Consider the following 14564-nt stretch of genomic DNA (forward strand, 5'->3'; position numbering starts at 1 on the left):
CAGGGTCAGGCGCGAAAACGCGAAGTGATCGGGTAGCGCCAATCGCGCCCAAACGCTCGGTGGGTGATGCGGATGCCCACGGGCGCCTGGCGGCGTTTGTACTCGTTGATCTTGATCAGGCGGGTGACCTTGTCCACATCGGCCTGGGCAAAGCCGGCCGCGACGATCTCGTCGATGGACTGGTCCAGCTCCATGTAGCGCTCCAGGATGGCGTCCAGCACCTCGTACTCGGGCAGGCTGTCCTGGTCGGTCTGATCGGGACGCAACTCGGCCGACGGCGGGCGCGTGATGATGCGCTCGGGAATGGGCTCCAGCTGCCCGGAGGCCGCTGCCTGGGTGTTGCGCCAGCGCGCCAGGCGATAGACCAGGGTCTTGGCCAGGTCCTTGATGACGGCAAAACCACCGGCCATGTCGCCGTACAGGGTGCAGTAGCCCGTGGCCATCTCGCTCTTGTTGCCGGTGGTCAGCACGATGGCGCCAAACTTGTTGGACAAGGCCATCAGCAGCGTGCCCCGGATGCGGGCCTGGATGTTTTCTTCGGTGGTGTCCTCGGCCCGGCCCTCGAACAGCGGGGCCAGCGAGGTCTTGAAGGCCTCGAACTCGGGCGCGATGGCGATTTCGTCGTGCCGCACGCCCAGGCGGTCGGCCATGTCACGCGCGTCAATCCAGGAGATGTCGGCCGTGTAGGGCGAAGGCATCATCACGGTGCGCACCTTGTCCGCCCCCAAGGCATCAACGGCGATGGCCAGCACCAGGGCTGAATCAATGCCGCCCGACAGGCCGATGATCGCGCCCGGAAAACCGTTCTTGCCCACGTAATCGCGCACGCCACACACCAGCGCGGCCCAGATCTCGGCCTCGTCTGACAGGGGCTGGGCCACAGCCCCCTGCACCGCGCCGCCCGGCAGCAAGGTCACCTGCAGGGTCTCGTCAGCGAAACTGGCCGCCCGGGCGGCCACCGCACCGTGGGCGTCCACCGCAAACGAAGCGCCATCAAACACCACCTCGTCCTGCCCCCCGGTCAGGTGGGCGTAGACCAGAGGCAGGCCCAGGTTGCGGGCGCGGTCGCCCATGCGGGCTTCGCGCTCGCCGCGCTTGCCCGCGTGGAAGGGTGAGGCATTGATGACCACCAGGGCCTGGGCCCCCAGCGACTGGGCGGCCAGGGCCGGTTCGTCAAACCAGGCGTCTTCGCACACCAGCAGGCCCACCCGCCAGCCCAGCACATCGACCACCACCGGGCCCAGGCCGGCCTCCCGGCCCGAGACAAAATAGCGTCGCTCGTCAAACACCTGGTAGTTGGGCAGCTCTCGCTTGGCGTACGTGGCGCGCACCACACCGCCCTGCAACAAGCTGGCGGCATTCAGCCGCCGGGGCACCGACCACGAGCGCGTGCGCACGTCGTCACCCGGGCCTTGCACCGGGTGGCCCAGCACCAGGTGCAAATCAGGCAGGTCGGCCAGGGCCTGGGCGACGTGGGCCACCTGGGCGTCACAGGCCTGCATGAACGCGGGCCGCAGCAGCAGGTCTTCAGGGGGATAGCCGCAAAGGGCCATTTCAGGCGTGACCACCAGGCGTGCGCCCTTGGCATACGCTAGGCGGGCTTGATCGACGATCTGACGGGCGTTGCCGGCCAGATCGCCCACCACGGGATTGAATTGCAACAAGGCCACGTTCAGCGCAGTGCTGGGTGCGGCAGATGGCTCACGGTTCATGGACAACATTCAGACGGGTGGCGCCCCCGCGCCAGACACAGACCGCATGGTAGCGGGCCTGCAGCTGCGCTGGCACCACAGCGTGCGAGAAATCGACGGACAGGCATGGAACGCCTTGTTGGAGGGGGTGTCCGGAGCGCGCCCCTTTCTGACGCACGAATGGCTGCTGGCCCTGGAGATCCACGGCTGCGCCTGCACCGAAACGGGGTGGCAAACGCAGTTTGCGGCCCTGCATGACGCCAAGGGCGATCTGCTGGCGGCCTGCCCGCTTTACCTGAAAAGCCACTCTTACGGCGAGTACGTGTTCGACTGGGCGTGGGCTGACGCACACGATCGGGCACTGTCTAGGGAAGGCCGACAGTACTTTCCGAAGCTGCTCAGTGCGTCCCCCTTCTCGCCCATTCCGGGCCAGCGGCTGCTGACCACCCCTGAAGCCTCGCCCGCCTTGCGCACAGCCTTGCAGGATCGCCTGCTGGCGGCTTTGCAGGAACGATGCACCCAGGAAGGTTGGTCGTCAGCCCATGCCTTGTTCGTCTCTGATGAAGAGGCTCAGCTGGCGTCTCGACAGGGTTGGCTGCTCAGGCACGGCGTTCAGTTTCACTGGACCAACCGCCGCCCGCAGCCGTATGCCAGCTTCGAGGAGTTTCTGAGCACCCTGCATCGCGACAAGCGCAAGAAGATCTTGCAGGAGCGGCGCAAGGTGCACGACGCCGGCGTTGAATTCGACGTCATCGAAGGGCCGCAGGCCAGCGAACAAGACTGGGCGTTTTTTTACCGCTGCTATCAGGACACGTACCACGCCCACGGACAACGCCCTTACCTGAACGAGGCACTGTGGCAGACGGTGGGCCAGCGCCTGGCGCCGCACTGGGTCATGTTCGTTGCCAGGCAAGGAGGCGAGCGCATCGCCTGCTCCTTGCTGGCCGTCGACCGGGCGCAGGGTGTGGCCTACGGTCGTTATTGGGGTGCATTGCAGGCGGTGAGCTGTCTGCATTTCGAGGCGTGCTACTACCAGCCACTGGCCTGGTGCATCAACCAGGGCTTGAGCCGCTTCGAGGGTGGCGCTCAAGGAGAGCACAAGCTGGCACGGGGCCTGCTCCCAGTGACGACCAACTCGGTCCATTGGCTGGCGCACCCCGGCCTGCGTCATGCGGTATCGGATTTCCTGATGCGAGAGGATCTGGGGCTGACGCACTACGTGAATGAATTAGATGAGCGAAAACCGTTCAAACCCCAAGATTGAGCATGCACTGAGGATGCGACACTCGCGCGATGGCACCGCGCGTTGCTGCGTCCGCCGTCCCCAACAATCACAACAATCCGCAGGGTTTCATGTCATCTCCATCACCAGCGCCTGAGCACGGTCACCACGAACCACCCGCCATCCTCGACATCGAGGCCTCCGGGTTTGGCTTGGGCAGCTACCCGATCGAGATCGGCTTTGTCTTGCCGGACGGCTCGTCGTGGTGCAGCCTGGTGCACCCCGAACCAGACTGGCAACATTGGGACCCCGAAGCCGCTGCCGTGCACGGCATCCTGCGCGAGCAACTGGTTCAACACGGACGCAGCCCGGAAGCCTTGTGTGCCTTGCTCAATGAGCGGCTGGGTGGCATGACGGTCTACTCTGACGCGTGGGCGCACGACTACACATGGTTGAACCGACTGTATGAAGTGGCCGGGGTGAGCCCCCGGTTCCGCCTGGAAAATCTTCGGGCCCTGCTCAACGACCAGGACGCCGCGCAATGGCATGAGGCCAAACGCCGCGTGGCGCAATCGGCCGGCCTTCAGCGGCACCGCGCCAGCGCCGACGCCAGGCTCTTGCAGCAAACCTGGCTGGCATTGCGTGGCACGCAACGCGCCGCGGCCTGAGCACTGACATCTGAGGGTTAATTCCCTGCCAAACGTGACTCAAGTCGCGTCTGAGACGTCCGAAAACCCGTTCACTGTGTTTTGCAGTCGGGGTGTCCATGTTCTCAACCGTGTCCACGGTGCGCATGGGGACGCCCACCTTCCTGCGCCACGCGTGGCCCATGACCCTGGGGTTGTTGGTTTGCGCCAGTGTCAGCGTGGGTCATGTGCTGTCGTCTCCTGCCTCCACCACCATCCAGTGGCTGGGTGCTGCCTGCCTGGCAGTGACCCTGCTGGGGGCTGTTGCCCTCATGCGTCGCGCCCATGCCACCGAGCGCGACAGTGCCTTGGCCCAACAACGCTGGCAGATGCTCACGGAGGGCCACATGGACGCCGCCCTGGTGCTCAAGCCGCGTCAGGACATCATGGGGCGCGCCATGGGCTACGAGATCGCCGAAGCCAACGCCGCCGCCCACGCACTGTACGTTGCACCCTCTGGCGCCTTGCTGGGGCACATGCTGTTTGACGTGCTGCCCAGCGCCTGGCCAGAGACCTTTCAAACCCGGCTGGATCAGTGCTGGCACACCGGCATGCGCCAGGAGGACGAACACTCGCTTCCCACGCCGGACGCCCCTCGCGGACTGCGGTGGCTGCACCATCAGATGATCCGCCTGCCCGATGGGGTGGTGGTGCTCACCCGGGACATCACCGACGTGCGCCATTCCATGCAGGCCCTGCAAGAGCAGGAAACCTTCTACCGCACACTGGTCAATAGCCTGCCCATGGCCGCCTATGCCCGCAGCACCCGCGAGCACAACCGGGGCCAATATGTGGTGTGGAACGAGGTGGCCGCCCGGATCATGAACCTGCCGACCGAACAGGTCTTGGGCAAACAACCCCATGAGGTGCTGCCCCTGGACATTGCCCGGCGGGCTGAACAGCAAGACCACAGCGTGATGAGCGGCGGCGCCTCCCAGGTCTATGAAGACCTGGTGTTTCACACCCAGGACGGTGACCGCATCGTCAACCTCATCAAAACGCCCGTGCACGGCATGGACGGCGCGCTGGACCACATCCTCTCGATCGCGATCGACGTGACCGAACAACGACAGGCTGCAGACCAGTTGCGCCTGGCCTCCAGGGTGATCGACGAAACCGGCGAAGCCATCGTGATCACCGATGCCATGGACCGTGTGGTGCGTGTGAACCCTGCCTTCCTGAGCATGAGCGGGCTGGCGATGAGCGACGTGATGGGACAGTTTGCCGAGTTGCTGGGCATGCCCCCCCTGCGCGAGAGCCATTTACAGGGCATCAACCATGCGCTGCTGAAGGGGCAGCGCTGGGTGGGCGAGAGTCAGCAGGTGCGGCAAGACGGGCGAACCCTGGACGTGTGGCTCAGCGTGAGCACCTTGAGGCAAGACGCCATGGGCATCACACAGCACATCCGGGTGTTCAGCGACATCTCGGTGCTCAAGGCCCAGCAGCGCGAGCTGGCCGAGCAGGCACGCAACGACATGCTGACGGGCCTGCCCAACCGCCGTGCCTTCGGCGAACGACTGCGGCAGGCCATGGCGCGCGCCCGGCGCACGCCACAGACGCTGGCCGTGTTGTTCATCGACCTGGACGGCTTCAAGGCGGTCAATGACCGCTGGGGACATGCAGGCGGCGACGTGCTGCTGCAAGAGGTCGCGGCACGACTGCTGCAATGTGTGCGCAACACCGACTGTGTGTGCCGCCTGGCCGGCGACGAGTTCACCGTGATCCTGGAAGGCGCTGGTCACCCGCAAGAGCTGCTGCGCATCGGGGAACGCATCATCCAGCGGGTGAGCGAACCGCTGGCGCTGGGCAACGGCGCCTTGCAAGGCATGGCACAGGTGACCCCCAGCATCGGTGCGGCCATTTACCAGCGCCACGACACCGAACAGAGCCTGTGCGAGCGGGCGGATGCGGCCATGTACCAGGCCAAACGGCAAGGCAAGGCGCGCCTGATCCTGAGCGACACGCGCACCGAATCAGATAACGCAAGTTGTCAGAAATTAGCCGTCAATTGACGACAGTTCCCCGCACATGAGGGGCGCACCAGCGTGGTGCAAAGGCACATGGGGCGGCACATCACTGGTATAAACCCCGGTTCGCCGCGTTGTCCGTTGAATGACTGCAGCGCGTTCAGTTGCCTGCTCATCATTCATTGCACATGGCCTGGTTCACCCCCCGCTCTCGCCGCTCATCGCCTGCACGCTCTGACGAGGCGCGCCCGCGGGTGGTCATCGTGGGGTGCGGCTTTGGCGGGCTGGAGGCGGCCAAAGCCCTGGCCGATGCGCCTGTGGACATCGTGGTGGTAGACCGCACCAACCACCACCTGTTTCAACCCCTGCTGTACCAGGTGGCCACGGCGGGGCTACCTGCCCCGGCCATCGCGGCCCCCATTCGCCATGTGCTGCGTCAGCAGATCGCCACCGGGCAGCTCACGGTGCTGATGGGCGAGGTCACCAGCATCGACACGGCCTCGTCGTGCATCGTGCTGGACGCGGGCGAGCACCTGCATTACGACCACCTGATCGTGGCCGCAGGGGCCACGCACAGTTACTTTGGCCGTGACGACTGGGCCCGCTACGCGCCCGGCCTGAAAACCCTGGGCGATGCCTTCACCATCCGCCGGCGGGTGCTGACGGCCTTCGAGCAGGCCGAGCGCGAAACCGACCCGGCCAAGCGCGTGCCCTGGCTGACCTTCGCGGTGGTGGGGGCAGGCCCCACCGGGGTCGAGATGGCCGGCACCATGGCCGAGATCGCCCAGCAGACCTTGAGCGCCGAATTCCGGCACATCGACTCGCGCGAAGCCCGCATCATCTTGCTCGAAGGTGCGCCGCGTGTGCTGGGCACTTTCACGGAAGAACTGTCGCAGCGCGCCAAGGAGCAACTGGAAGGCCTGGGGGCCGAGGTGCTGCCTGGCGCCAAGGTGACCAACATCACGGCCTTCGGCATCCATTACGACACCACCGAACCAGGGCCCGAGGGCTCGCCCCAGGTGGTGTCCCACTTCCTGCCCACGCGCACCGTGATCTGGGCGGCGGGTGTGGCGGCATCCCCTCTGGGCAAGGCCCTGGCCAAGTCCACAGGTTGCGCGCTGGACCGTGCGGGCCGAGTGATCGTGGAACCCGACCTGACGGTGGCAGGCCACCCCAACATCTACGTGGTGGGTGATCTGGCCAGCGCCAAGAGCTACCTCGATCCCGCCGCGCCCACGCCCGTACCAGGCGTCAGCCCCGGGGCCAAGCAGATGGGGCGCAAGGCCGCGTTCAACATCATGCGGCGCCTCAAGGGGCTGGAGACACAATCCTTCCGCTACTTTGATTACGGCTCACTGGCCACCATCGGCAAGCGGGCTGCGGTGGCCATGATCGATGTGCCCTTCACCAAAAAACAGCTGCGCTTCAGCGGCTTTGCGGCGTGGCTGTTCTGGCTGTTCGTGCACGTGTACTTCCTCATCGGCTTCCGCAACCGCATGCTGGTGCTGATGGACTGGGCCTGGGCCTACTTCACCTCACAGCGCCACGCCCGCGTCTTCCCGGATCCACACGCGCTGGAGCCCGGCAAGATGCTGGTGCGGGTGCCTGACGGCCCCAACAGCAAGTCGGCCACCGACGCTTGAATGCGCAGGGCCTTCTTGGCATGGCAACATGAACACCTTGTTCGTTTGCCCAGCCCGCCATGCCTGACCTGCTTGCCACCGCCACCGACCGACTGAGCGCCTTGCGCGCGCACATGCTCCAGCGTGCCTGGCAAGCCGTGCTGGTGCCCAGCAGCGACCCCCACCTGTCCGAGTACCTGCCCGAGCATTGGCAGGGGCGCGAGTGGCTGAGCGGCTTCACCGGCTCGTCAGGCACCTTGCTGGTGTCGGCCCACGCGGCAGCGCTGTTCACCGACAGCCGCTACTGGGAGCAGGCCGAGGCCGAACTGGCTGGCACCGGCATTGATCTGGTGAAGCTGGATGGCCCGGCCGTGCCGGCTTATGTGCAGTGGCTGCGTGATCAGCCCACGTCGGGCGCCGCCGGCGATACCGGTGCACCGTCCGTGCTGGCCGTGGATGGCCAGGTGCTGAGCCTGGGCAGCGTGGCCCCGCTGCGCGAGGCCTTGAGTGCGGCCGGTTGGGCGCTGCACACGGCCGACGATGTGCTGGCAGGCGCCTGGCCCGACCGCCCGGCCCTGCCCACCGCCGCCGTGTATGAACACCTGCCGCCCCATGCCGCCACACCCCGCCGCGACAAGCTGGCTGCCGTGCGCGAGGCCCTGCGCGCCAAGGGCGCCACGCACCACTGGGTGGCCACGCTGGACGACCTGGCCTGGCTGCTGAACCTGCGCGGCGCCGATGTGGACTACAACCCGGTGTTTCTGGGCCATACGTTGGTGGGACTGGAGTCGGCCACCTTGTTCGTGGGCGAAGGCAAGGTCGCGCCCGAGCTGGCACAACGCCTGGCTAATGATGGCGTGAGCCTCGCGCCTTATGGGCAGGCCGCTGAATCCCTGCGCGCCCTGCCCGCAGACAGCATCCTGCTGATCGACCCCAAGCGCATCACCTGGGGCCTGCGTGAAGCCGTGCCCGAGGGCGTGCGCGTGATCGAGGCCACCAACCCCAGCACGCTGGCCAAATCGCGCAAGACCGAGGTCGAGGCGGGCTTCATCCGCGAAGCGATGGAGGCCGATGGCGCCGCCATGTGCGCCTTCTACGCCTGGCTGGAGCAGGCCCTGGGTCGCGAGCACGTCAGCGAGCTGACCATCGACGAGCGCATGACGGCCGAACGGGCGCGCCAGCCCGGCTACGTGTGCCTGAGCTTTCCCACCATCGCCGGCTTCAACGCCAATGGCGCCCTGCCCCATTACCGCGCCACACCGGCCTCGTACGCCGTGCTCAGCACACCCCAGGGCCTCACGGCCGAAGGTCTGCTGCTGATCGACTCGGGCGCCCAGTACCTGGGCGGCACCACCGACATCACCCGCGTGTGGGCCATTGGCACACCCACGGCCGCGCAACAGCGCGACTTCACGCTGGTGCTCAAAGGCACGATGGCGCTGTCGCGCACGCGTTTTCCGCGCGGCACGCTGTCGCCCATGCTGGACGCCATCGCCCGTGCACCCCTGTGGGCCGAAGGCCTGGACTTCGGCCACGGCACGGGCCACGGCGTGGGCTACTTCCTGAACGTGCACGAGGGGCCGCAATCCATCTCCAAGGCCATCCCGGTGCCGGACATGGCCATGCAGCCGGGCATGATCACGTCCATCGAGCCCGGCCTGTACCGGCCGGGCCAGTGGGGCATCCGCATCGAGAACCTGGTGCTGAACGTGGCCCTGCCCCCGGCCGTGCCGAACGCCGCCCCGGGCACGCCCGAACATGGCGAGTACCTGGCCTTTGAAACCCTGAGCCTGTGCCCCATCGACACCCGCTGCATCGACCGCAGCCTGCTGCGCGACGACGAGGTGGCGTGGCTCAACGCCTACCATGCCGAGGTGCGGCGACGCCTGTCGCCCCGGGTGTCGGGCGACGCCCTGCACTGGCTGGAGGCACGCACCCAGCCGCTGTGATGGCTGGCGCTGCGCCAGCTTGGTGCACCGCGCCCCATACCCCCACTGCAGCGCGATGGCACACATCGTGCATACACTCAGCACACGAGAGGAACGGCCACCACGTCGTTCTCCGAAAGGGCCGCTAGGGTTCCGACCTTGATCACTCAAGGTGTCTGGTCCGAGAGCAGCCGGCCCCGGTCAGCATCCACACTGGCCTGGGCTCCACGGCGGGACAAAAGCCCGGGAGGTTCGCTTCGACGTCACGAAGTGTCCTCTCGCGTGTCCAACCTGTCTGGAGCCCCGCATGTCCACGACCTTCGCCATCCCCGAGAACCCGCCTGGAAGCCAGCCGGTGGACGCCCCCAGCGTCTGGCAGCGCTTTGCGCCTGACCTGCCCGCCGAGCGAGTGATGTGGTCCGAGATCGTGCCCGGGGGCTGCCACTGGTCCTGGGTGATGCCCCGAGGCAGCCGCCTGCGCATGGTGGCCCTGGAGGCCGGGGCCAACCTGAGCATGGTGCTGTACCACGCCCGCGAAAAGCTGGAGCGCTACAACATGCCCGACTCGCTCAAGGCGCAGCACACGGCCCATTACACCCGTGGTCACGTGCTGATGAGCGACATGGGCCGCGCGCTGGCCAGCATCACCGCCGACACGTTGGGCTGGCACGACCCGCTGGGCGCCTTGCTGGACGCCGAACGCCTGCACGCCAAGTACGGCGATCAGCGCTTTCACACCCACCGCAACAGCATGTTCCGCAGTGGCAAGGATGGCCTGCTGATCGAGATCGGCAAGTACGGTCTGGCCCGCCGCGATCTGATCGCGTCGGTGAACTTCTTCAGCAAGGTGGCGGTGGACGCCGAGGGGCGTTTTCAGTTTGCGCCCGAGCATGCGCCGGCGGGCGCGATGGTGGAGCTGCGCTTCGACATGGACACGCTGATCGCCATCTCCACCGCACCCCACCCGCTGGACCCGAGCCCCACCTACGCGCCGCGCAAGGTGGGCCTGGCCGCGTGGAAATCCGGCCCCGCCGACGCGCACGACTTCAACCGGCGCTTCCGCCCCGAGTGCGCCCGTGCGCTGCACAACGCCGACATGTACTACCTCTGATGTGAGCAGGAGCCCGCGATGACCGCCACCGCCATCCGCATCCAGGAAAGCCCCCTCGACCCGGCCCACGCCGTGGTCAACCACGTGCTGCCCTCGGGCGAGCCCTATTTGCTGCACTTCAAGCAAGGCCAGACCCTGCGCATCGTCGACCTGGAGGGCAACCAGGCCGTGGACGTGATCTTCTACAACGCCCAGGATCTGGCCGAGCATTACAGCGCCACCGACACCATGCTGGCGCAAGGCGGCATTTACCTGACCACCGGCTCGGTGCTGATGAGCAGCGAAGGCCGGCCCATGCTCACCATCGTGGCCGACACCTGCGGGCGGCACGACACCCTGGGTGGCGCCTGCGCGGCCGAGAGCAACACGGTGCGCTACGCCCTGCAAAAGAAGTACATGCACAGCTGCCGCGACAACTACCTGATCGCGCTGCAGCATGCCGACATTGGCCTGGGCAAGCGCGACCTGGTGCCCAACGTCAACTTCTTCATGAACGTGCCCGTGACGGCCGATGGACAGCTCACCTTCGCCGATGGCGTCTCGGGCCCGGGCAAGTACGTGGAGCTGCGCGCCGAGATGGACATCCTGATGCTGGTGTCCAACTGCCCCCAGCTCAACAACCCCTGCAACGCCTACAACCCCACCCCGGCGCAGTTCCTGGTCTGGGATGCCCAAGATGTTTGACACCGTCCTGATTGCCAACCGCGGCGCCATTGCCTGCCGCATCATCCGCACGCTCAAGGCCATGGGCCTGAAGTCGGTGGCGGTGTACTCCGAGGCCGACGCCGATGCGCGCCATGTGGCCCTGGCCGATGCCAGCGTGTGCATCGGGCCGGCACCGGCGGCCCAGAGCTACCTGAATGCAGAACGCATCCTGCAAGCCGCCCGAGAGACCGGGGCCGGTGCCATCCATCCCGGTTATGGCTTTCTGTCAGAGAACCCGGGTTTTGCGCAGGCCTGCGAAGACGCTGGGATCGCCTTCATCGGCCCCACACCCGAGCAGATGCGGGCCTTTGGCCTGAAGCACACGGCACGGGCGCTGGCCGAACAGCACCAGGTGCCCTTGCTGCCCGGCAGTGGCTTGCTGAGCGACGCGGCCCATGCGCGCACCGAGGCCGCGCGCATCGGCTACCCGGTGATGCTCAAGAGCACGGCCGGGGGTGGCGGCATCGGCATGCGCCTGGTGCGCAATGAAGCCGAGCTGGAGGCGGCCTGGGAAGCCGTGGAACGCCTGGCCCGCGCCAACTTCAAGGACGCCGGGCTGTTTCTGGAGAAATTTGTCGAGCGGGCCCGCCACATCGAGGTGCAGCTGTTTGGCGATGGCCAGGGCGCCGTGGTGGCCTTGGGCGAGCGCGATTGCTCGGCCCAGCGCCGCAACCAGAAGGTGATTGAAGAAACCCCGGCCCCAGGCCTGAGCACCGCCACCCGCAAGGCCCTGTTGGCCGCGGCCGTGCGCCTGGGCCAGGCCGTGGCCTACCGCTCGGCGGGCACGGTCGAGTTCGTGCTGGATGCCGACACCGGCGCCTTCTACTTCCTGGAGGTGAACACCCGACTGCAGGTGGAGCACGGCGTGACCGAACAGGTCACGGGTGTGGACTTGGTGGAGTGGATGGTCAAGCTGGCGCAAGGCGAGCGCTGGCCGCTGGTGGCCCCCGCACCCCAGGGTGCGGCCATCCAGGTGCGGCTGTACGCTGAAGACCCGGCGCGCGGTTTTCAGCCCTGTGCCGGTGTGCTGACCGCGGTGAGCTTTCCGCCCGGCGTGCGACTGGACGGCTGGGTGGACACGGGCACCGAGGTGCCGCCCCACTACGACCCCATGCTGGCCAAGCTCATCGTCACGGCCAACACGCGCGAGCAGGCCGTGCGCCAGTTGCAGCAGGCCCTGGCCGACACCCGACTGGCGGGCATCGAGACCAATCTGCGTTATCTGCGCGCCATCACGGCCGCGCCGGTGTTCGTGCAGGGCGAGGTGGTCACCCGCAGCCTGGGTGATTTTGTGTGGCAACCGCGTGCGCTGGAGGTGATCGATGGCGGCGTGCAGACCACCGTGCAGGACTGGCCTGGCCGCCTGGGCTACTGGGACGTGGGCGTGCCGCCCTCGGGCCCGATGGACGACCTGCACCTGCGCCTGGCCAACCGCCTGGTGGGCAACGCCCCGGGCGTGGCCGCCCTGGAATGCACGGTGGCCGGCCCCACGCTGAAGGCGCATGCCGACCTGCGCGTGGCCCTGTGCGGCGCGCCCATGCCCGTGTGGGTGAACGGCCAGCCCCTGCCGGCCGACGAGGCCATGAACCGCGCCTGGACGCTGAAGGCCGGCAGCACCCTGAAGCTGGGCACCGCGCCCCTGGCCAAAGGCGGTGCACGCACCTACCTGGCCGTGCATGGCGGGCTGGATGTGCCCCTGTACCTGGGCAGCGCCAGCACCTTCACCCTGGGCCAGTTTGGCGGCCACGCGGGCCGCACCCTGCGCACGGGTGATCTGCTGCATGTGCATGTGGCTGATGACATCGCCAGCGCAGAACCAACCGCCCTCCCCACCAAGGTTCCCAGCTCCCCGCCCACGCTCACCCGTCACTGGGACATCGGCGTGCTCTATGGCCCGCATGGTGCGCCCGACTTCTTCACGCCCGAGGACATCGCCACCTTCTTCGGCACCGACTACCAGGTGCACTACAACAGCAGCCGCACCGGCGTGCGCCTGATCGGCCCCAAACCCCAGTGGGCCCGCACCGACGGCGGCGAAGCCGGCCTGCACCCCTCCAACATCCACGACAACGCCTACGCCATCGGCGCCATCGACTTCACGGGCGACATGCCCGTGATCCTGGGCCCCGACGGCCCCAGCCTGGGCGGCTTTGTCTGCCCCGCCGTGGTGGTGGCCGCCGAGCGCTGGAAGCTCGGCCAGCTCAAGGCGGGCGACACGGTGCGCTTCCACGCCATCCACATCGAGCAGGCCCTGGCCCTGCAGGCCGCGCAGGATGCCTACCTGGCCGGCACCGGCCCGGCCCCGGTGCTGCCGGCCGGTGTGCCCGCGCATGACGTGGGCCAGGTGCTGAGCCCCATCCTTGAGCAACGCCCCGCGCAGGGCGACACCCCCGCCCGCTGCATCCGCCAGGCCGGCGACCGCTACGTGCTCATTGAGTACGGTCCCCTGGTGCTGGACCTGGAGCTGCGCTTTCGCGTGCACGCCCTGATGCAGGCCTTGCAGGCCCAACGCGATCAAGGCCTGCTGCCCGGCATCGTGGACATGACCCCGGGCATCCGCTCACTGCAGTTGCATGTGGACCCGACCACCCTGCCCCGGGCTCGCTTGCTGGCCGCCATCCATGAGGCCGAGGCCAGCCTGCCTGCCATCGACGATCTGAGCGTGCCCACCCGCACCGTGTGGCTGCCCCTGTCGTGGGACGACCCGGCCACGCGCGAGGCCATCGACAAGTACATGCAGTCCGTGCGGCCCGATGCGCCCTGGTGCCCCAGCAACATCGAGTTCATCCGCCGCATCAACGGCCTGGACAGCATCGACGCCGTGCAGCGCACCGTCTTCGAGGCCAGCTACCTCGTCATGGGCCTGGGCGATGTGTACCTGGGCGCCCCCGTGGCCACGCCGCTGGACCCGCGCCACCGCCTGGTCACCACCAAGTACAACCCGGCCCGCACCTGGACGCCCGAGAACGCCGTGGGCATCGGTGGCGCCTACCTGTGTGTGTACGGCATGGAGGGCCCAGGCGGCTACCAGTTCGTGGGCCGCACCGTGCAGATGTGGAACCGCTGGCGCGACGCGCGACATGGCGCACGCGACTTCGAGCCCGGCAAGCCCTGGCTGCTGCGCTTCTTCGACCAGATCCGCTTCTACCCCGTCAGTGAAGCCGAGCTGGCCCAGATGCGGCGCGACTTTCCTGCCGGTCGCTGCCATTTGAAGATCGAGCACGGCAGCTTCAGCCTGGGCGCCTACCGACGCTTTTTGCGCGATGAGGCCGACAGCATCGAGGCCTTCCGCACCCAGCAACGCCAGGCCTTCCATGACGAGCGCGAGCGCTGGAAGGCCTCGGGCCAGGACGGCAGCCTGAGCGAACTGGCGATGGAGGCCCCGCCCGATGACGACGCCTTGCCCGAGGGCGCCACGGCCGTGGGCAGCCCGGTGCCTGGCAGCGTGTGGAAGGTGCTGGTGACCGCAGGCGAGGCGGTGGCCGAAGGCCAGACCCTGGCCGTGGTCGAGTCGATGAAGATGGAGTTCCCGGTGTTGGCGCCCATGGCGGGCACGGTGCAGGCCGTGCGCTGCAGCGAGGGCGGCGGCGTGACGGCCGGGCAGACCGTGGTGGTGCTGACCTGAGCCGCGC

The 14564-nt window shown here is 67.4% G+C and carries 9 protein-coding genes and 1 riboswitch; of the genes, 8 read left to right on the forward strand and 1 reads right to left on the reverse strand.

The window, feature by feature from the left end; all coding sequences use genetic code 11:
• Positions 1-5: 5 nt before the first annotated feature.
• Positions 6-1712, reverse strand: a complete 1707-nt coding sequence (locus WNB94_RS13475) for an NAD+ synthase (protein WP_341390934.1) — start codon at positions 1710-1712, stop codon at positions 6-8.
• Here WNB94_RS13475 and WNB94_RS13480 point away from each other — a divergent pair.
• The 8 genes from WNB94_RS13480 (at position 1711) to uca (ending at position 14557) form a co-directional block, all read left to right on the forward strand.
• On the forward strand, positions 1711-2955 hold the full coding sequence (locus WNB94_RS13480; protein WP_341390935.1) for a GNAT family N-acetyltransferase: 1245 nt from the start codon (positions 1711-1713) through the stop codon (positions 2953-2955). The genes WNB94_RS13475 and WNB94_RS13480 overlap by 2 nt on opposite strands.
• An 89-nt stretch (positions 2956-3044) precedes the next feature.
• Positions 3045-3581: a 3'-5' exonuclease gene (locus WNB94_RS13485; protein ID WP_341390936.1), complete on the forward strand. Its 537-nt coding sequence runs from the start codon at positions 3045-3047 to the stop codon at positions 3579-3581.
• Positions 3582-3679: 98 nt separating this feature from the next.
• Positions 3680-5611, forward strand: coding sequence for a sensor domain-containing protein (locus WNB94_RS13490; protein WP_341391121.1), 1932 nt, complete (start codon positions 3680-3682; stop codon positions 5609-5611).
• A 143-nt stretch (positions 5612-5754) separates the two neighbouring features.
• Positions 5755-7209, forward strand: coding sequence for an NAD(P)/FAD-dependent oxidoreductase (locus WNB94_RS13495; RefSeq protein ID WP_341390937.1), 1455 nt, complete (start codon positions 5755-5757; stop codon positions 7207-7209).
• A gap of 59 nt (positions 7210-7268) precedes the next feature.
• Complete coding sequence (locus WNB94_RS13500; RefSeq protein ID WP_341390938.1) at positions 7269-9137, forward strand: M24 family metallopeptidase; 1869 nt, start codon at positions 7269-7271, stop codon at positions 9135-9137.
• A 113-nt stretch (positions 9138-9250) separates the two neighbouring features.
• A riboswitch (guanidine-I (ykkC/yxkD leader) is annotated at positions 9251-9368 on the forward strand.
• 160 nt (positions 9369-9528) lie between these two features.
• Positions 9529-10227 (forward strand): urea amidolyase associated protein UAAP1, encoded by a 699-nt coding sequence (locus tag WNB94_RS13505; protein ID WP_445819082.1) that lies wholly within the window; start codon positions 9529-9531, stop codon positions 10225-10227.
• Positions 10228-10245: 18 nt separating this feature from the next.
• Complete coding sequence (locus WNB94_RS13510) at positions 10246-10911, forward strand: urea amidolyase associated protein UAAP2 (protein ID WP_445819076.1); 666 nt, start codon at positions 10246-10248, stop codon at positions 10909-10911.
• Complete coding sequence (gene uca, locus WNB94_RS13515) at positions 10904-14557, forward strand: urea carboxylase (RefSeq protein ID WP_341390940.1); 3654 nt, start codon at positions 10904-10906, stop codon at positions 14555-14557. The genes WNB94_RS13510 and uca overlap by 8 nt, the downstream gene beginning before the upstream one ends.
• The last annotated feature ends 7 nt before the right edge of the window (positions 14558-14564 follow it).

The organism is Aquabacterium sp. A3 (genome assembly GCF_038069945.1).
GTDB lineage: Bacteria > Pseudomonadota > Gammaproteobacteria > Burkholderiales > Burkholderiaceae_C > Aquabacterium.

Coding starts and splice junctions, on each gene's coding strand:
- WNB94_RS13495 (WP_341390937.1), top strand. CDS start 5,755: ATGGCCTGGTTCACCCCCCGCTCTCGCCGCTCATCGCCTGCACGCTCT.
- WNB94_RS13480 (WP_341390935.1), top strand. CDS start 1,711: ATGGACAACATTCAGACGGGTGGCGCCCCCGCGCCAGACACAGACCGC.
- WNB94_RS13485 (WP_341390936.1), top strand. CDS start 3,045: ATGTCATCTCCATCACCAGCGCCTGAGCACGGTCACCACGAACCACCC.
- uca (WP_341390940.1), top strand. CDS start 10,904: ATGTTTGACACCGTCCTGATTGCCAACCGCGGCGCCATTGCCTGCCGC.
- WNB94_RS13490 (WP_341391121.1), top strand. CDS start 3,680: ATGTTCTCAACCGTGTCCACGGTGCGCATGGGGACGCCCACCTTCCTG.
- WNB94_RS13510 (WP_445819076.1), top strand. CDS start 10,246: ATGACCGCCACCGCCATCCGCATCCAGGAAAGCCCCCTCGACCCGGCC.
- WNB94_RS13505 (WP_445819082.1), top strand. CDS start 9,529: ATGTGGTCCGAGATCGTGCCCGGGGGCTGCCACTGGTCCTGGGTGATG.
- WNB94_RS13475 (WP_341390934.1), bottom strand. CDS start 1,712: ATGAACCGTGAGCCATCTGCCGCACCCAGCACTGCGCTGAACGTGGCC.
- WNB94_RS13500 (WP_341390938.1), top strand. CDS start 7,269: ATGCCTGACCTGCTTGCCACCGCCACCGACCGACTGAGCGCCTTGCGC.